Genomic DNA, 19,431 nt, shown 5'->3' on the forward strand with positions numbered 1-19,431 from the left:
AAGATTCTCTGAGAAAGAAAGCAATGGAAACGGTAAGAATGATAATGCTGCCTTTTCTGCAATTGTATACCCATTCGCCCTGCTGTTAACGTAGCAAGGTGAGCACTTCGGATATTCTCAACCCCTGGTTCCGCCCGTCAATGCTTTTTTTCAAGTTCACTACCGTCAATTCTCCAATCAACAAAGTCTTCAGCTTTGGCCTGAAAGACCGTTTATGATGTATTCTCATGGCTCAGCTCGACCGAAGATCGTATAAATGACTCTACATATCCAAACACCATTAATCGAATCGCGCCCTTTAAGCGATAGAATCGGCCATTCAGTCTGGCTGAAAATGGAAATCGCTCAACCCTCCGGCTCCTTTAAAGCCCGGGGAATCGGGCATGCGTGTGAAGAATATTTCCGACGCGGGGCAAGACGCTTTATTTCATCATCTGGCGGGAATGCGGGCCTTGCGGTTGCCTTTGCCGGGCGTAATCTGTCCGTACCCGTGATTATTGTCGTGCCGGAAACCGCCTCAAAGCGCGCCAGGGAACTGATGGCGCGAGAGGGGGCAGAAGTGATAATCCAGGGAAAATCTCTCAGTGAGGCGAATGCTTTTGCGCTATCGCTCGTGCAACCCGAGGACGCTTTTCTGCATCCCTTTGATGATCCGCTCATCTGGACAGGTCATGCCAGCATAATTGACGAAGTAGTCAATACAGGCCCAAAACCCGACGTGATCGTCCTGTCCGTTGGCGGAGGCGGCCTTCTGTGCGGGGTTATAGAGGGACTAAATCGGAATGAGTGGCAGGACGTACCCATAATCGCCGTCGAAACCAAAGGCGCAGACTCATTTGCGCAGGCACTCAGTGCTGGAGCGCTTGTGGAGCTGCCCAGGATATCGAGCATTGCGACAACATTAGGGGCAAGTGCGGTTTGCAAGCAGGCATTGGAATATTCGAGAAAACATCGCATTGAGAGCGTCGTATTACCGGACAAGCTCGCCGTCTCTGCGTGCATGCAATTCCTGCACGATCATCATGCGGTGGTTGAGCCTGCTTGCGGCGTAGCGCTGGCAACGGTTTATGAAAGGGTTCCAGCTTTATCCGGATACAAAAAAATATTGATTATCGTGTGTGGTGGTATCAGCACCACAGTTGACCAGTTACAGGAATGGTCTGCCGTGATGCAATAAGGAACCCCAGATGAGGAAACTGGAAAAGATGATATCCTGGATGGTCAGCGGTAGCAGAGGCAGCCACTTCCAGGACTTTTACCACGGGCAGGGAAAATTAAATTCTGAACACGCCTACGCTCCCAGCTTCGCTGGACTGAACGATAAAGCTATTTCCGCGACTGCATCCCCATTTGCCTTGCTATTAACGTAACCGGGTGAATGACTTCGATCTCCAACCCTTCCTTGCGCAAGCCGGCAGCGATATGCAGCGCGCAACCCACATTGGATGTCGCAAGGTAACATGCCTGCCCTGCTTTCAAGGCCGTCACTTTGTCCTCAAGCAGTGCCGCCGATATCTCGGGCTGATCCAGGAAATAGGTTCCGGCGGCACCGCAGCATTGATCATTCCCGGCAAGGGGTACTGCTTGCGCTTGGGGGATGCGCTCCAACAGTTTATAGGTGTATGCGGACGCGCGTAATACATTGCGCAAGGTGCACGGCTCATGTACCAGAATTTTGTACGGCAAGGGCTGGAGCCTGACATCTTCCCATCCTTCCGCCCCCGCCAGGAATTCACTGATATCCAGGACCTTCGGCGGCGAGCGCCTGGGGGTTTCGCCCCCTGCTTGTGGGCCTACCGCTGGCGCCCTTGTCGTGCGCTGCCAGCCAGAAAAAGAGGAATATTCGGACAACTGCGCGCCGCAACCGGATGCCGTGGTGATAATCGCACCTAAATCCAATCCAGCGAACGCCTGTACGTTCTGACGTTCCAGTTGCTCCGCCGCATCCGCGTCGCCCCTGTGCCGGTGAAGTGCTCCGCAGCAAGTCTGCGCGGAGGGTACGTGCACGGTATAGCCCAGTTGGTTGAGTACGAACAGGGCTGCTTCCAATGTGGTTGCATCCGCCACGCGCGCGACGCAACCCAGGAACAGCCCGACCTCTCTCCGCGGCTTGCCGACAGCAGGATAAACAGCCGACCAAGACGAAGAACCGGGCTGGTCAATAAACGGAACCTGGGCTTCCAGCAAGGCGAGTTTCGTCCTGCCCAGCAAACCGGATTTGCGCACCCATTTCTGCAAGCCGCTTCGCTGATAAAAACGCAGAAGCGGCCGTAACACATCGATACGCGAGGGCTGGGCGATCAGTTCACGCTCCACCCATTTCCGAAACCTGGATACCCGGAATCCCCGATAGTTCCTCCCCACCTCGAGCGATGGTGACGAAATCATCTCCCGAGCATCGTCTATCAACTGACCAAAACGTACGTGATTGGGACAGACAGCTTCGCAGGCGCGGCAGGTAAGGCAACGATCCATGTGCAATGCGAAACGTGGATTCATTGGAATACGCCCCGTGACAACGCCGTTCATCAATGCAATTCGTCCGCGCGGCGAATCAGCTTCCGACAGTGTGACCTGATAACTGGGGCAATGCGGAACGCAGAGACCGCATGAGACGCACTGGCTGGCTTCATCGCTTATTTCGCGGCGCAATCGCAGTAATGGATCCGAAGAAAAATCGGAAGGAAGGTCATCCGGCTTCATAGATTTCTCGCAATTCCTCCCGCGACTTTAGTCGCGGGAGGAATTGCGCCTATCGTGTTGTGGTATGATCGACCCAATGGGTTTGCGATAACCAAGCACGCCCAAGTACCGGTTGTTCTGGCCGAGGGGCTCTCGGTGTCAGCCCATGGAGAAGCTGTAAGACCTGTCTGCATGTCGTTTGTGTGAATAGGCAAGGTTCTGTGAAGTGGGAATCTCCGTCTTCAGACAGGGGAGCAGTCAAGGACGGTAGACCTGCTTTTGTCAGAACCGTTCAAATTCAAAAAATTTTAGCTGCGAGGATGAAGAGAAGATATGCCGACATGCAACACGTCCCCTCACGGCAGGGCGAAGACTGCGTCAAAATCATTAGGAGAGCAGGACGCGTACTCTCCTAATCGTACCTGCCGATCGGATGGGAGACAGTGTTTCATCGAGGCGGAGCAGTCTCCGAACCCTGGATCGAAGCCGCAGAGGAGTAATATCAAGGAGTAGTACAATATGGCTTATTCCGGGCCGCGTGTCCCGTATATATAACGCTCGAGCTGGTGGATGATAAATTCGCGGCCCGAGATCGCATCCTTGACCAGGTCGCCGATGGAGATAATGCCCATGACTTTACCATCCTCCAGCACTGGCAAGTGGCGAACCCGCATTTTAGTCACCAATGCCATGCAATCTTCGGTGGAATAATCCGGACTCACATACGCCACCTGCGCGGTCATGAGTTCTTTCACCTGGATATCTTTCGCGCACCGATCCAGACTGTATGCCTTGCGGGAATAATCTCTCTCGGTAAAAATGCCCGCCAGTTTTCCCTGGTGCAACACCAGCAACGCGCCGATATTTCTCGACGCCATCAAGTGCATGGCCTCATATACCGATTTATCCGGCTCGATGCTCGCGACTTCGTACCCTTTGCCTTCCAGTAATTGCCTTACGAGTGCCATGGATCAACCCTCCCCACCTCGGCTTCAAAGCATGCAATTTCTTTATCATACCCATCCAATCATAGCATGCCGTATGAAAAGCCGAGAGTGATGCGAAGCTGTTCCTCATGTTGGATCTTCTATAGCAGGCGGCTCTTGTCGCCGCCCGTGAAGCCGACAGGAGGTGGATGATTCCTGTGAATCCCTTTGCCCAGGATCATAACCTTGAATAGCTCCCCCATTTCAGCCGGGCTCACCAGTTTCTGCACCTGGTTTGCCAGCGGCAAATAGTCCTTTGCGTTCGCGGCAGGTATCTCCGCCAGAACTTCCGTTATTCCACAATTGATGAGAAAGTGCGCCTGCGTCGTATAGCCCAGCAATTCCAGGCCCGCTTCGACGCCCGAACTGGCAACGGTGCTGAAATCGACATGGCTGGTTATATCCTGCAGACCTGGCAGGTAAAACGGATTGTCATGGGCGTGGTGGCGGTAATGACACATCAATGTTCCCTGCCTGCGCTGAGGATGATAATACTCATTCCGCCCGAAACCATAATCGATCAGCAGGATCGCCCCTCGTTGCAGCAGTTTGCCGAGACTCGCAATGAAACCGCGTGCTTCCAGGCAGATTTCACTGACATATTCACCTTCATTACCGCCGGAACGGATTCGATCCGTCAATTTCCGCGCCGCTTCGAAGAGTACTCCTTCTGCAAGAAGGCGTTCACTCCAGATAAACTCATTGCCGGCTGAGGAGACACCGCGCTCGTGTAATGTCTTACCGCGCCACACGATCAGGTGCACCGGCATGGCATCGAGCACCTCGTTGGCCAGTATCAGGCCATCGAAATGCTCCGGCAAATGTTTCAGCCAGTGGACTCGGGGGGCGAGATGCGGCGCAAACTGTTCAAGCAACTGCCGTTGACGCTGCTGGAGTTCTGCGCTCACTTCGAGAATGAAATACTGCTGTGGCAGACGGCCGAGTTTTTCCAGTTCAATCAACAGATCGAGCGCCAACTTACCTGTCCCGGCGCCAAATTCGAGGATACCGCTGCCGTCACCCGTCAACTCGAGTATCTGCCTGGCTTGGCGCGCCACGGTCCTGCCAAACAGCGGGGAAATTTCGGGCGCAGTGACGAAATCGCCTTCCTGGCCGAATTTTGCGGCACCGCCACTGTAGTAACCCATGCCCGGCGCGTACAACGCCAGCCTCATGTAACGCTCGAATGAAATCCAGCCGCCAGCGGCACTGATTTCCCCATGAATGAGTTCTGTCAGTACGCGACTATGCTCGAGCGCTGCCTCGTTTGGTATGGGAAGTGGCGGCTGTGGCTGCATTGGCGCTATGCTACGCTTTGATATAGAGCCAGCCATCGAACAGAAGCGTCGTCATACCCGCAAAAGCGGGAATCCAGAGATATTCCCTAACCATTTTCATGACAGCAATAAAAGAAAAATCGAATCAATCCGCAAGTGTAGAGGAGATAGCGATGCATGGGAAAGTGATACTCGTCACAGGGGGAGCCAGGCGCGTGGGCGCCGCCACCTGCCGCCGCCTGCACGCACAGGGAGCAAATCTGGCCGTGCATTATAGAAGCTCGATCGAGGAGGCGCAGGCACTGCAGGCCGAACTGAACCAGAGGCGGCCCGGTTCAGTTGCCCTGGTACAAGCCGACCTGCTGGATATTGCACGCCTGCCACAACTGGTAGCTGAAACCGTAGAGCGATTCGGGAAGCTCGATGCACTGGTCAATAACGCCTCCAGCTTTTTCCCCACCCCTCTGGGCAAAATCACCGAAGAGATGTGGGATGACCTCATGGGAAGCAACCTGAAAGCCCCCCTGTTTCTATCCCAGGCGGTGGCCCCCGAATTAAGAAAACAGCACGGCTGCATCGTCAATATCGTCGACATTCATTCGGAATGGCCGCTCAAAAATTACGTGGTATACAACGCCGCCAAGGGCGGACTTGCCTCGCTGACCCGATCGCTGGCGCAAGAATTTGCGCCGGAAGTCCGGGTAAATGGCATCTCACCCGGCCCCATCCTCTGGCCGGAAGCGGGTGCGTGGGCAGACGAAGCTTCACGCCAGCACATCATCGACAGAACCCTGCTGAAACGAACGGGGGAACCGAACGACATTGCCCGGACCGTTGCTTTCCTGATTGCAGATGCGCCTTACATCACCGGCCAGATCATTGCCGTAGATGGGGGGCGGAGTGTGAATCTGTAGCAAGGTTGCAAAAATCGTTAGACGTCGAAATCCTTCTCATACCAACCCTGTGTAGTTGTTGAAAATTCCGGCCTTGGAGGATAAGACGCAAGCGTAACGGTAAGAAGCGAAATGAAAGGCTCGACTGGCACGAGTGCGAGAAGAAATATTCTTCTGTCATTACACTCGGTAAATTTTAGAAGAATTCTCTGGAATTTTTCGATCGCGTGATTACCGATAACCTATTTTATCAATATAAAAGCCAAGCCTGTCGTCGGGCTTGGCATCGGCCAAGACCTCGAAGGCGGATTTGATGTTGGTTTTGGTCGGCTGCTCGCTGGCGCTGGCTTGGCTGGTCGCTCGCACATGCTTGGCCCCAAAGAGTCGATCCGCGCCCAGCTCAACGGCCTTGGCGATGTCTTCTGCATCCTTCGCGGCGTACCGCAGGTCGATTTGATCTCCTCCGGCATAATCCGAGACCCCAACGATGATGGCCCGCAACGTAATTTCAGGCAACGCGGCCTCGCCCTCAGGCTGGTAGATCACTTCCCCCTTGCGGCTAGCAAGATAGCCCTCTGCATTGTGTAGGCCATCACCTCGATGCGGTTCTTCTCTCCGGGCTTGAGCCAGCGGCTGTAGGCGGAAAGCGCAATTCGAGCGACAACGACTTAGCACTCGAATCGGCTCCGCGCGGACGAGCATCGGTCGCCATCTCCTTGCCGTTGACCCAAATCACCACTCGGCCAATGCCCGTAACGCGGCTATTGTTCGTTCCGTCGGCCCATCTATACAATGTCAGTGTCGTTTACAAGAAATTCCGCATCTATTCTATCGACCTTTATAGAAATCATTTTATTATTTAGATATCCATATTCGGATCGCAAAAAGTCGTCTTGGAATAAAACCTCTTTTACATTTAAAACGTTCCCAGACAGCCTGCCGGTAAGAATGTGCGAAAACCCTCTGTCAAGCTGGACAATTGACGATTCCGTTTCTTCCGTTTCCTTAACAAGATAGTCGTCTAGTATAAATAAGCTCAATGAAACCGGATAGGTGCTGCCTTCCCGAATAGGATAAGGGCAAACATTTGCGAAACATACGAACTTAAGACCATTTACGAGGAGGGTTACTTCCTCTTCGATATTGTCGTCAATCCGTAGGACTGTGGCTCTGCAAGACATTAGATCACTTAATCAGGGGAGTAAATAACTTCTCCAACCTTCCGTTCAACATCCTCCAAAAGCTGTTACCGCTTTCCACATGAATCGTGGTAATAAAACCTTCAGCGTTTGTTCCAACAAAACCAAATTTTGAAGTACCGTTTCGACTATTACCCATGAACATTATATAACCAACTCTCGTTTCACCTTTGTACGCATATTGAACCTTATATCCCTTATCTATTATATCTCTCCCAATGTCGAGATAGTCGCTCGCCGTTCTAGCACCAAACTCTGCTCCGTGCTTTTGAAAATGGCGCTCCCATTGTTGGGTGCTTGCGAAACTGGCAGAGTACTTAACTATCCCTGGGCCCGTACGAGCAGCAACCATCCCCACTGAGCTAACATCTGCAGCCACCGATGCCGCCAAGGATGCCATTAGCATGGTCAACGTTCGTACATCTGTACCCGGTGCTTGATTACGCGAGAAATTCGCTACCCCTACACCTGGTTGCCCGTTTAGTCGACGAAGCACATCTAGACCAGGCGGTGCCCCTTGTGGCGCTGACTGAAAAGGACGTATGTACTCGGGAGGCATTGGAAAGAAGAACGGAAAAACTGGGGTAGCCTCCCTAAGAGTATCTCTATTAGGCCGAGCGTATTCCCGTTCGAACGACGTAATATCCCTTGTAGAGGGAGAGGAGGCTGCTGGCCGTGCTGTTTCATCAATAAGAACTTCTGGTACGATTGGCGGTTCAGGCGGTTTGGGTGGGGTCCCTGTTATGGTGTCATCTGGAAAACAAATAGCCCCTTGGGGACAATCGACTGGCGACTTCGGTTCACTCTGTAACCCCCCTGGATCGACATGAGTCATTACACGCCCATTCACATAGGCATATGGGTTAAGATCGCTCCCCAACCCATGAATTGTCACTAGATCAGGACTCAGAAACCTTCCCAGATTAGATTGGTAGTATCGGGCGCCAAAATAAGTGAGACCGACCTCAATATCGTCTTCCTTACCCGTAAACTTATACGGCTCGCGGAATGTATTCCACTTACTTGGTCTATAGTCGCCTTCGACTGCTCCATAGGGCTGGTAAGATGTCCTCTCGACAAGTTCGCTCGTTGCGTGATTAATCACGGTAGAACTCGATCCTATGTGATCCCCAATAATTAAATGCATCGCCACTCGAGAAAAAGGGCTCTGATGAGGTAAATTGTTCTGCTGATCCCAGAAGACATGCCCTGCTCTTCCTACGTAGGCATGAACGTTCTCCGGTTTTACCTCATAATCCCCAATGGCCGATTTAAATCCCACACGTTCAAGGCGCAGAGTCTCGAATACGTCAAGGGTATGCGTCGCGTTGGCTGTAGAATTTAGGGCACTTTTACGGACCCTTGAACCTAACGAGTAATCATAGTTTAGGTCCCAACTAGGCTGGGTTTGCGGTACCGTCGTTGGTAACTTGTTGCCGTTGAAATCCCAACGTCGAGCGCGCGCTAACTGTCCTACTTCATCCCAATCGTATTTAAACCACTGAGCGCATTTGCTTGCTTGGCCATTTGGACATACGCCAGGACGCTCGATTTTGAGTTCGGATAAATTGCCCGCCTTGTCATACTGCGCGGTCAAACCGGCGCCTGTGTGGAGCTGGTGGGGTCCGGACGTTGCTGTACCATAGCCTAATCCAGTGCCCAATGAGCGATCGTAACGGGTTTTGAGATCGTCTTCCGACCCAGTGACGTTCCCGCTGCCGTCATACTGAAATGTTTGATGGGAAATTCGACTTGATACCGCACGCTGCGGTATGGGACGGTTGTCGTTAGCATTAATTTCTGCCGCAAATGGAGACTGCCAAGCGTTATTGGCGCTACTGTCTCTATAGCTGTACCTTATATCAGTTAACCGATACAGGTCATCATAGGCCATGTCCCGTCTGAGTACCGGTTTCGCCTGCGATGGTAGCCCGAGAAATGAAAGAGGATTAGTCGCATCAACGATGGAAAGGGGATTGCCAACATCATCAAAGGAATACTGATAATCAAAATGATTGATTTCAATCCATTTCCTCAAATAGGGTATTGGGGAGATAGGATTGGATAATGTATATCTCTTTAAACGGCGCCTTTCATCATATTCAAACATTGCCGTCGTACCCAAGGGATCACCGTAGAGAATACGGGTGGGAGCGCCTTCCACGTCGTACGACATCTCCTTGACGATGGGCCCGTATGAACTATCAATTCCCAGCAGGCGACGAGATGGCAAGTAAGTATATCTTTCTTCACTAGCCCCGTTCATAAGCAGAGCTGGCTCATCCACTCCCGTGGTGCGGCGCTCCAATTGATCGTCTAAAGCATAATCGAGGCGTGTAGCATACCAGCGTGGGGCATATGACGTAGGCGCGCCCCCAGCTCCCGGTTTTGCTACTTGCCTGGACACACGACGAATTCTGTCACGAGCATCGTAGTTAAAACGAGTATGACTGCCGCGATCACGAACAGCGACAAGATTGCCCAATGCATAATTTGGCTGATCATCAAATCCAGGTTCTGCCTTGATTTGACCGCTCTCATACGCGTCGTACTGGTAAAAGACCTCGAGACCTGAACCGGTATTCAGATTAGGTGGGGTGTAGGGCGAATGAACAGCCAGACATGGGGAATAATCCTCCCCCAAAACCCGCCCGAGCCCATCATAGTAAAGATTAACACCGCAGCCCCGAGCATCGCTAGTGCCAGCGAGGCGGCCGGCGTCGTCCCAGGCATAACGCCAGTTGTTGCCAGTATTGGGCTCTAGGTTATGTACAAGTCGCCCGAACGTATCGTATTTCAGTTCTCGCGTATAAACCCCTCCAGCACGTGTGCGGGTGACCACATTCGCCTCCCCTGTAGGAAGGTAGCCAACAGTGGTAATTACGTCCTCGGAGGTTGGATTGCCGATATGTACAATACTTCTTTTTGATCGCCCAAAACCGTTGAGTTCAAGACGACTCAGCGCGTTCCCGTGTGCTCCGCCTACCTTCACTTGCTCAGCGTCCCGGCTTTCAACCGTAAGAGGAAAATAAGTATTTCGTAGAAGTTCGTACGAGATGGCGTTTTCCTGTTTCCATACCGATTTTACTCGTCCAAAGCCGTCGTACTGGACTCGGTTCAGCCAGTTCCTAGGGGGAGCAGGAATAGGATCAGACGAAAGCGGGACAAATACCAAATCGAGAGGGTTGCCGACAAACAACCACGGGCGTCGCAATTGTTGTGGTTGTCCCGCCCTATTCCTAGCCATCCAGCCGCTAAGTACCCATTCTTTATCCCCTTGTCGGTCAAAATTAAGGATCGGCTCTCCGAGGCCATTTAAGATTGTTACAGACCGAGCAGCTATACTGCCCCTGATTAAGCCCCGGGCCTCGACGAAGCTCCGTGGAGAGGAGTCATAATAAGCAAAGGTAGCCGCCAAGATTGGACTCGCAGTTAAAGGCGCATCCGGAGCGGGGGCATATACCTTGATGGCTCGTCCAAAAGAGTCTAAGACGATCCTGCTAGAGCTACCATTTGGGTCTGTTACACTTACCACTTTCCCGAACCCGCGATCGTATGCCAGCTGTTCGGCTAGCCCCTGCCCGGAGCATCCCTTATGGAAGCGATTAACCGTTATGGGCAAATGCAAATAAGGGCTATCGTAAACATAACCCGTGCATTGAAGCGGACTGCCGTCAGACAATCGCCCATCAGATTGGCGACTAAGATTGCCAACAGTGTCGTAAGTTATCGTGCTGAGCAAATGCCAACCAAGTTTCAACGATTGATTTGGAGCAGTTGGCGCGAAGCCTGCGCCGGGGACAGCATGATGTCGCTCTAGCGCCTGGGCCTGATCGAGCCAGCCTTCAACGGACTGAATATCTCCAGCCCTAGTGTAGCTATACCTCCACTTTCTCAAAGGTGTATTAAATGGCCGTTTCGGATCCCAAACCGATACATATCTTGGTAGACATTGCCAATTGGCATTACAGGGAATCGTCGCGGGAGAATCGTCTGGACCAGTTGGTCCGTCTGCATCATATGGATGATCTGGAGAGAAAAGGGTGATCGAGACTGGATCTGCTTCATCACCCAACTCATCCTTAACAGCTCCTTCTTGAACAATTTTTTTAACGTTCCCGTGCTTGTCGTGTTCGACGGACTGCCGTAAGTGCCTGCGAATTCCCGGCTGCCTACTAGGGTTCTCCAGATCGTCACCGCCGTCTACCAATTTCTGGGTACCACTTCCTACTGCCGGTTTTGCGTCGTCGTAGAGGTAGGTATCTATCTTGGTTGGGTATGCATAGGACACGTGCCGATCGGATCGCTCGTAAAGGTTATAGCGAGCGTACTCGAAAGTCTTTGTCCAAAGAAGGGAATCCTGTCTCACGCGCAAAGGGTCCACCCGCTCCCGGTGAGACTCTCCCCCCGGTTGAGTCGATACAAGCCCTTGCGACCACCGATCGAAGCTCATCCGATCAATACGTGCGATATGCCCCGCCCACGACTTGTACTCGTCGTCATCGCTGCCCTGAGGACAGAGCGGAGAATATTCCGCGCCTGCCAGCCGAGCGTTTAATCCATTGTTTTGGCATGGCCCGAACCAATAGGTTGTCGCTGTTACCGCGTCTTCGTCTCCTCGGTGCACCGCGACCTTTCGAAATCCTACGAAACTCCGCGACCACCTATCATAGGCGGGATCCTTGTAGAAATACTTAGAAACATAATCGAAGCGGAAAGGGAATGGTGCTCGCTTTGAGCTCCATCTGTTGTCCTCGCTTGGGCTGTCGACGACGGCGATCTTTGTTACAACACTTTGTATCAAAGGTGAATGATAGCTCCACGCAGCTGGTGTATCTCGTACTTTCATATCTAGATGTTGAATCGTCTCGTATTGCACATCCGTGGTGGCCCCATATCCATTACGGATACGAATAAGTAACCCTGTCTGCGGGGCCTCTCCTCGGTCAAGCGGGTAGTACGCGCCCGCGCTTTTCATAAAATGACCGATATAAGCCCCTTTGTTCGTAAGAATTACGATGTCGTCATGGCCATCCGCATCCATGTCAGCAAAAGTTATCTTGTGTGGACCTATATCCCTTGAGCCCTTTTGCTCATTCCATACAATAAAAACTCCGCAGCCTTCTAATAAACACGCAAACGTGTTGCCATCTTGATTAACCCATAGATATACCCCTCCTGTTTCCATGTCATACCGTATGATGTCAGCTAAGCCGTCTCCGGTTACATCGTGGAAAAACGTCTCTGGTGTAAAAGGCCAGGGCCTGACGGTCCCTAGCGTTTGGATCTCGTAAGCAGAAGTGGGCTCAGGAGGTAGCCTTTTACAGGGCCACGGTTGAAGAGCATCCACACATCCAAAATAGCCGGTTCCATTTCCTGGCCGAACCATAGGTCCCCCGGTATCTGCAGGGTTGTGTGTGACGAGGTCGACAAAACCATCGCCATTGATGTCGACGTAAGAAAACTTCGTATAATAACTACACATCCATTCTGCCGATTTCCCCGTTGCAGGATCGGGGGGGACAAGTAAATCCTCCGGGTGCACAGTTCCAATCGCAGGGTCGGGTAGCTTGTCCCCACAATAGGCTTTTTTTTCCGAGGGCTTTACCGCTGGGGCTAAACTTATAGCGTCGTTTTTTCCATCGTAAACGAAGGGAATCTCCGCTGGAGCGTTACTGTAACCGACAGGCAAAGGTCCGTCTTTTGCATAACGACGTGTCGATTCCACGTATGCGATTTCCAAATCGGGGGAGGCGCTTTTGCCAGTCCCGACCAAGCGATCGACGAGGCCATCCCCATCAATATCTGCAAACCAGCGCGGGGGCCTTGAGCCATAATTACTGGTAGTAGAGAGTGTGAAATCGGGATCATTAAGGGCAAGCTGTGCCCAATCGTAATCCACCTGTGCCTTTTCCCATTTCCAGGCAGGGTGGAAGTCCTTTTCCACGAAATTGTCGGGGTCACATCCAGAACCACCGGCCAAAGCAGTACTGCTCGGCGTGTTGCCAAGGGTGGTGGCATATCCCATCACTCCCATCATGAGAGGCTTGGCACGAAAGGGTGCGAATTGCGCGTTGCTCCAAGCGACGACGCCTTCACTCCATTTCCCTACGAGCGTTGCCCCTCCTCTATTAGAAAGAAAACCAGGGGGGCGTCCCGCGTTAAAGTGAGTCAGACCTGTTACATCGACGGTTAGGCCAAGAGACCTATCCGTTACGCCAGTTCCCCCGGCGTCCATGCATTGATAGGAAAGATTGATTTGGGTGAGAGACCATCCTTTATTGATATAGCCTGTAATCGGGCGTGCGCTCTGAAAGGGTACCATCAACTGCCCTTCGTCAAAGCTTTGCTTGCATTCTAGAAGTCCGGATTGTGCGTTAATCTCGATGCTATTGTTATCACCTATACTATCTTCGTTGATCAGATTGCCCGGACAATGTTCCGTATTCCAACTCTGTACAATGTCGGGAAATCCATCCAAATTAAAATCGACTATACCTACGCTGTTTAGGTAAGGGAGCACGCGATTTTCATCAAAGGGGGTAGGGGGCTTCCCTTCCACCTTGCTCAAGAAAGCAACACCAAAGTTACCAACAGCGTTCCTTTTATACTCAAAAGTTGTTGAAGGTAAGACATTACCCCTCATTATCCCGCGCGCTTTATCATCAGGGGACCTACACGCTGATTCAGGCGGAATATCGCCGTTCGCATCCTCAAATTGTTTTTGTTCACACCGCCCTTGCATACTAATCTCTCTAAGGAACGAGTGATGCCAGAGTAGATAAGTTAAATTTGTTGATTCAGTTCCTACTTTTAAAGGAGAGACACCTTGGGTGGGAAAATAATAGAGCCGATACGATCGCATGACTTCGCGAGGACCAGTACCGGACCACGGCATACTAGTTACGGCGACCCGGTAGAGGCGAAGGTCGGGTGTTGCCTTGTATGAATCAGCATAAAATGTCTGGGGAAAATCTGGAAACTCCCAAAATAGTTGGGTATGATGAGCAAAACCCTTATCGTCGCCTTGACCATCAGCCCGAGGCGTGTCGAAGATATCCGTCAGGTATAACAGTCCTCGCTTGCCAAGTTTTTTCCATCGGTACTCAACATAGTTGGGTACGCCACCCGACGAATGTAGTTCGTCGAGATGACGAAAGAGATGCCAACGGATAATGGCCTTCTTATTGTCCCCAACATGCTCTACACCGCTGCCGTTGGCGTGGCCGAATTCCAGTACTTCCCCTCCTTTGAGTTGCACTCGCCAATACTTTCTATCCCTTGAAAGGTAAAAACGCGCAAACTGGCCTTCAACTTGAAGCCGATAATATCGCCACCCGTCGCCCGATTTCCAATCCGGAATATGAGTCCAATCGGGTTGCTTTTGGTCGTTTTTGTCGCCGCATTCGGGATCGTTAGGTTTCGTCCCGCCCGGCAAGCGGCAGATGAAGACAAGCGGTTGTCCATTAAAAGTGTAGCGTTCTTCGGTAACGAGGGCACCAGACTCGTCTTTTGTTCGACGCTCACCACAGGCAATTGGCTCACCCTCCTTAGTGAAACACGGATTGCCTGAAAGGGGTTTACGCTCTATTACGGGCAAATCAAGTCCCCAACCAAAGCCCGCCTCACGATCGCGGGTGAAGGAGTTGTAAGTCAATGTGAGCCTTGGCTGAGGCCGTCCCCGCGCCCCGGCCAAATCAAAACGATAGTTATAAGTCATGGCGCCTGACCTACTATCCACTTCTCCTCGACCCGTGGAGCTCTCTCCAAAGATTCCTTCAGCTACTTCTCCTGGAGCGCTCGTGGGATCGGCCAAGCAAAATGACGGCATTAACAGAGCCAGAGCCATCGCTACCGTTGTCAATAACAAAGGAATAAGAGAGAAGAGAGCAATCATGGCTTATAGAATAAGAAACACTGGGCAGCCGCAATAACGCACAATGATTAATTACTACCTCCATATTCATTTTTAGACGCTTTTTCAATATTATCAAGAGGCCATTGTTGAGGTTTGGACTACTACCAATTCACCAAGATCAGAAAACGAAATCAGGCGGATCACGCCCTTGATCTCAGCTTCACGTCTGCCTCCTCTCTCGAAAGATCGATCTCTCACTAGCCCTAGCCCCAGTGAGAGGTAGTTTAATCCTCCTAAAAGCCTCTCAATAGACATCAGTTTGATTTATGATCGACTCCCTATCACAGCATTAAGAGAGCGTGTGAGAGCAAATGATTTCTGAGCAATATCAAAAAGACTGAGTAACTGGCTTCCCTTCACCGCAGACGCTGCCGCCCTCCCCGCCGACCTTCATACTCAGGGGAATTTATTTTCATTTCAGGTTTCAAATTCATGGATAGGCTCACTGCTTCCATGTGATATGCAAACGTTTTCATGAGATCAATGGATATGCTGGATGGGCCATGCCTTGGCATTACCTGTTCTAATGGTAGATGACGATTGAAGGGAACAGCTTGGAAGTATTTGGGAGTAGAAAACGAGATCGAGATCTTATGATCAGGATTTAAGGGGGCATCTTGAAATGAAAAGGGTTGTAGCTATGGCAGCGGCCTTGGGTATTATTATGGGTGCATATGCAGTGGAAAAAATCACGACACCGGGCCAGGCAACGGATTACGTCGTTCTAGGGATGGGATGCTTCTGGGGTGCGGAGAAACGCATGGGAGAAATTCCCGGGGTCGTCGACGTGGAAAGCGGTTATGCAGGTGGCGACCTTTCCGGCGCTGGTTACCAGGACATCCTGAATCATGAAAGAGCGCTTCGCACCGGTAAAACTACAGCGCGCAATCATGCGGAAGTGGTCAAGGTGGTTTTCGATCCAGCCCAGGTAACGCTGGAAACAGTGCTGGCCAAATTCTGGGAGAGCCATGACCCCACCCAGGGCAACCGCCAGGGGAACGATATCGGCAGTAATTATCGCAGTGCGATCTATTATCATGATGAGAGCCAGAAGGCTGCGGGACTGGCAACCCGGACTGCTTATCAAAAAGCACTCGATGCTGCGGGTTACGGCAGAATCACCACTGAGATCCTGCCACTCAAGAATTACATCACCGCTGAAGAATATCACCAGAACTATCTGAAAAAGAACCCCGATGGGTATTGCGGCCTGGGTGGTACCGGAGTGAAATACCCCGGTTCAGCCAGGAAAGTTGCGCAGACGCATGCATCCTCGATCTCCTCCGGGACTTCTTCAGCCCTGGCGGCGTCCAAACCGGGCGCGGAGCCCCTGAAGAGCGACGATCTGAATCCTGCCCGGCAACTGGTGGCGTTCGAGGCCGAGCATTGCGAATTTTGCGAGCGCTTCGAAAAAGACATAGTGAGCCACTGGCAAGCGGAAGTGCCGATTGCCAGGACGTTGAACTCGAATCCGCCCAGCGGTTGGAATCTGGAAAAGCCCTTGTTCGCCGCACCCACCATCGTGCTGTTCAAGAACGGCAAGGAGGTTGCTCGCTATACAGGATACAACGGCGAGAAATCCAATTTCTGGAAATGGCTGGGCTTTCAACTGCTGTCGCCCGAGCAGCAGAAGATCGCCTTCAAGCAAGGTACCGAGCCTCCTTTTACCGCGTCCAATCTGGATGAAAAGCGTCCGGGAAGATTTGTCGACCCTGTCACAGGCGCAACCCTCTTTTACAGCAATAGCAAATTTGAAAGCGGAACGGGGTGGCCCAGTTTCTTTGAACCCGTGGAAGGCGCCGTTACCCTGCACGAAGACAACTCTCACGGCATGAAACGAATTGAAGTACGGAGCGCAAGCTCCGGCATTCATCTCGGCCACCTATTTCATGACGGACCGCCACCCAGCCACAAGCGCTATTGCATCAACGGAAACGTCCTGAAATTCGTCGCGGACCAATAAATAAATCCACCTCCATACATGAGTCACATCGCAAATTCTTTATGCAACTGGCAGCCCCCGCGGCGCTCACATTCAGCAACCGGGGCAATAGCGGAATAGCTTGTTGTTCACCGCCCTTTTCATTCTGATAAGAGCAAAAATTCCTTATGTAGTTGAAGTTAGCCAACGCCACCCACGCGCCGATTGCTCCCTTTCACGACGAGAATGTGCAACTCTTCGTCCTGGATGTCGCAGGTGATCCGGTAATCTCCGACACGGTAGCGCCAGTAGCCGAAAAATTGAGAAGCAAGCAAGGGTTCGCCGAGGCAGTGCGCATCTTCCAGGAGTACGATGCGCTCGTTCAGGTATTTCAGAAGGCGCTGGCGTGCTTGAGAGTCGATCTTATCCAGATCCCGTTGGGCAGCCGGATTGAAACTAATCCTGTATGTCATACTTCCTCATGATGTCCTCAAGCGGAATCATCTTTTCGCCTTTGAGACGGGAAAGCATGACTACCCGGTCAGCTTCAAGCGCATCTTCCAGCGCCTCGATGCCGTTTCGCGCGAGTTCAATCAGATAATATTGCTTGTTATGGCCGTATTCCTCCACGAGCCGGGTTAGCCGCTCGTCGATATCCGGACCGAGACGGACGGTGATCTCGTTGATTACTTCGGGTTCAAGCCGGGTGCTCATGTGGTCTTCTTGATTTCGTGCCACCGGCTCCTGGCGGTTGAATTTGAAAACTGCCGGGAGCGTATCCCGATATTTGCGCAACGCGTCGAGTTCTTCTTTCATTTTATCCACCCTTTTATATTGAGCTGTCATTTGTCCTTCCCCTGTCCGCCAATCGTGATTATCCTCTGACCCCATATCATGATTTTCAGGGGCTATATATATTAAAAAAATTAAAGAATGTTCGCGCGGTGGATAGCTTATAAATTGACTGATATTTTTTGCTTATTGGAAAAAACGCAGCGCATATTCCCGGGTGACGTGTTCGATATCTCGGATGATAGTGTAGTACATCACTGGAAAGCCCGGGAAGGCTCAGGAGATCAGAGCGCAAGCGGAAACGTACTTGATGCTCTACCCGGCTCAAGGCCTCCCGCTCCTGGCCCCTGTTCTCCCTGTCCCAGCTTCTCTTTGATTTCTGCCCCAGGCTTCTCCGAGCTCTCTACCCACGCCTCTACTCCTGCTCTGGCTCGACTCACTTCGCCTGTTCGGTAAGTCAAGCTCAGGTATTACTGGATTGTGGGCAATATTGGAACTGCTTTTCTGTGAATAGAAGAGCGAGGGCAGCACTGGTCAACTGGTCATAAGGCCAGTGCCAGTAAAGGGTTTTGAAAGAAGATTCCCTGAATAATCAGGCCAAGGCCGAGCGGGAGTCAGGAAGGTTTATGCTTGTGATGAAGCACGGGAACTCGCTGAATCCAGGGATAACCCTGTGGAAGCCCTCGCTGGACAGAGCCTTACCATTCATTCATCAGGCCTTCATCAGAATTTACAGCAACGTGTCTGTCGTCTCATAGGAGATAGAAGGCGCATTCACTTTCGTAATTCGCAATCCCCCAGACGTTCGCATTCGGCGAGCAAATCAATATCAGTGTGGCCTGTTCGATCGATGAAGGCAATTGCCATTTCTTCCCGGTAATCATAACCACCGCCGCCGGTCTTTCTGAACGCCAATCCGCCAGAGAATGAAGCTTCTTCATCTTTCATGAGGCCTACGCGTACTGCGGTTCTGGGTGACATATATCCGTCCGCTGTGTAGAAAAAGACGCTGTGACGCAGGGCTGCGGCCAATACCCATGCGGCAATCACAGTACTCGATATCGCAACAGCAGTAGTGATAATGGCTAGTTTCATTAAATAAATTTTCTTCTGGGCGAAGTAGAGTGATGGGCTGGTAAACCTTCAAACAGGTAGTCATCCGGCTACTCATTGGCTGCCGGCTTTACAGCAAAAACCCCATCCCTATGAAAGCGGATGGGGTGTGCTGCCAGCAGTTACAATCCGGACCATTCAGGGGTTACAGGAGGAGGAGTCCTTCCCCGTCGCGGTCTCAAGATCAGAGGAACGCTGCCGCCACCAGTGCTACCGTCATACCCAGAAAATATGAAACAGTAAGAAGTTTTCCCATTTTCATCGCCCTTTCTCCTTGTGGTGAAAGATACGTTTATCATAGCTGTATTGTTAAGAAATTGTTATTTTTTTGTGATAATACTGTGTAGACACTTATTGATCAGCTAGGTTCCCTTCAAGGAATTTCTTCTGAGATTCGGAAAGAATGGCTGACGAAGCTTGAGGCGGCGAACGATGTTCGCTGGAGTGACGGTCGCTGCGTAATGGTAATACGGCAATAGCAGGCAGCAGGGAAGACTGTTATTGACCCGGCCAGAAAATATTATGAATCCCGTCATTCCGGGCCTGACCCGGCATCCATTCCATGGGACTATGGGACTGGCAAGTGCTTCTATCAGGGTGCGGATAAAGCATTCCTGCTCGTTTCCCGGTTCGTCCAGTCCAATCATTGA

At 51.6% G+C, this 19,431-nt stretch carries 12 protein-coding genes; 3 read left to right on the forward strand and 9 right to left on the reverse strand.

Going from position 1 to position 19,431, the window contains the following annotated elements; translation table 11 throughout:
* Nucleotides 1-256 precede the first annotated feature (256 nt).
* Entirely contained in the window at nucleotides 257-1,177 is a 921-nt protein-coding gene (locus tag ACZ5BW_RS13105) for a pyridoxal-phosphate dependent enzyme (protein WP_464540656.1), read from the forward strand.
* Between the two features lie 149 nt (nucleotides 1,178-1,326).
* Here the strand turns inward: ACZ5BW_RS13105 and ACZ5BW_RS13110 are convergent, their stop codons facing one another.
* The 3 genes from ACZ5BW_RS13110 to ACZ5BW_RS13120 all read right to left on the reverse strand — a co-directional run bounded on the left by ACZ5BW_RS13110 (nucleotide 1,327) and on the right by ACZ5BW_RS13120 (nucleotide 4,966).
* Entirely contained in the window at nucleotides 1,327-2,703 is a 1,377-nt protein-coding gene (locus ACZ5BW_RS13110) for a (Fe-S)-binding protein (protein ID WP_464540659.1), read from the reverse strand.
* A 503-nt stretch (nucleotides 2,704-3,206) separates the two neighbouring features.
* The gene (locus ACZ5BW_RS13115; RefSeq protein ID WP_464540661.1) at nucleotides 3,207-3,650 is read right to left on the reverse strand and encodes a CBS domain-containing protein; all 444 of its coding nucleotides are present in this window, start codon (nucleotides 3,648-3,650) and stop codon (nucleotides 3,207-3,209) included.
* Between the two features lie 119 nt (nucleotides 3,651-3,769).
* Nucleotides 3,770-4,966, reverse strand: coding sequence for a class I SAM-dependent methyltransferase (locus tag ACZ5BW_RS13120; protein WP_464540664.1), 1,197 nt, complete (start codon nucleotides 4,964-4,966; stop codon nucleotides 3,770-3,772).
* 152 nt (nucleotides 4,967-5,118) lie between these two features.
* Between ACZ5BW_RS13120 and ACZ5BW_RS13125 the strand changes: the two genes are divergently transcribed.
* Complete coding sequence (locus ACZ5BW_RS13125) at nucleotides 5,119-5,859, forward strand: pteridine reductase (RefSeq protein ID WP_464540666.1); 741 nt, start codon at nucleotides 5,119-5,121, stop codon at nucleotides 5,857-5,859.
* A 210-nt stretch (nucleotides 5,860-6,069) separates the two neighbouring features.
* Here ACZ5BW_RS13125 and ACZ5BW_RS13130 read toward each other — a convergent pair whose 3' ends face one another.
* Both ACZ5BW_RS13130 and ACZ5BW_RS13135 read right to left on the reverse strand, forming a co-directional pair.
* The gene (locus ACZ5BW_RS13130; RefSeq protein ID WP_464540668.1) at nucleotides 6,070-6,384 is read right to left on the reverse strand and encodes a hypothetical protein; all 315 of its coding nucleotides are present in this window, start codon (nucleotides 6,382-6,384) and stop codon (nucleotides 6,070-6,072) included.
* A 639-nt stretch (nucleotides 6,385-7,023) separates the two neighbouring features.
* Nucleotides 7,024-14,934 carry a toxin TcdB middle/N-terminal domain-containing protein gene (locus tag ACZ5BW_RS13135; RefSeq protein WP_464540670.1) on the reverse strand — a complete coding sequence of 2,637 codons (7,911 nt, stop codon included), beginning with the start codon at nucleotides 14,932-14,934 and terminating at the stop codon, nucleotides 7,024-7,026.
* Between the two features lie 643 nt (nucleotides 14,935-15,577).
* Here ACZ5BW_RS13135 and msrA point away from each other — a divergent pair.
* The gene (msrA, locus tag ACZ5BW_RS13140; RefSeq protein WP_464540672.1) at nucleotides 15,578-16,918 is read left to right on the forward strand and encodes a peptide-methionine (S)-S-oxide reductase MsrA; all 1,341 of its coding nucleotides are present in this window, start codon (nucleotides 15,578-15,580) and stop codon (nucleotides 16,916-16,918) included.
* Between the two features lie 158 nt (nucleotides 16,919-17,076).
* Here msrA and ACZ5BW_RS13145 read toward each other — a convergent pair whose 3' ends face one another.
* The 4 genes from ACZ5BW_RS13145 to ACZ5BW_RS13160 all read right to left on the reverse strand — a co-directional run bounded on the left by ACZ5BW_RS13145 (nucleotide 17,077) and on the right by ACZ5BW_RS13160 (nucleotide 19,428).
* Nucleotides 17,077-17,349 (reverse strand): type II toxin-antitoxin system RelE family toxin, encoded by a 273-nt coding sequence (locus tag ACZ5BW_RS13145; RefSeq protein ID WP_464540675.1) that lies wholly within the window; start codon nucleotides 17,347-17,349, stop codon nucleotides 17,077-17,079.
* A complete protein-coding gene (locus ACZ5BW_RS13150) occupies nucleotides 17,333-17,722 on the reverse strand; it encodes a hypothetical protein (protein WP_464540677.1) in 390 nt (129 codons plus the stop codon). The genes ACZ5BW_RS13145 and ACZ5BW_RS13150 overlap by 17 nt, the downstream gene beginning before the upstream one ends.
* 720 nt (nucleotides 17,723-18,442) lie before the next feature.
* Entirely contained in the window at nucleotides 18,443-18,763 is a 321-nt protein-coding gene (locus ACZ5BW_RS13155) for a hypothetical protein (protein WP_464540679.1), read from the reverse strand.
* Nucleotides 18,764-19,143: 380 nt separating this feature from the next.
* Entirely contained in the window at nucleotides 19,144-19,428 is a 285-nt protein-coding gene (locus ACZ5BW_RS13160; RefSeq protein ID WP_464540681.1) for a hypothetical protein, read from the reverse strand.
* Nucleotides 19,429-19,431: the final 3 nt, after the last annotated feature.

This window comes from Nitrosospira sp. TNL300 (assembly GCF_055385915.1).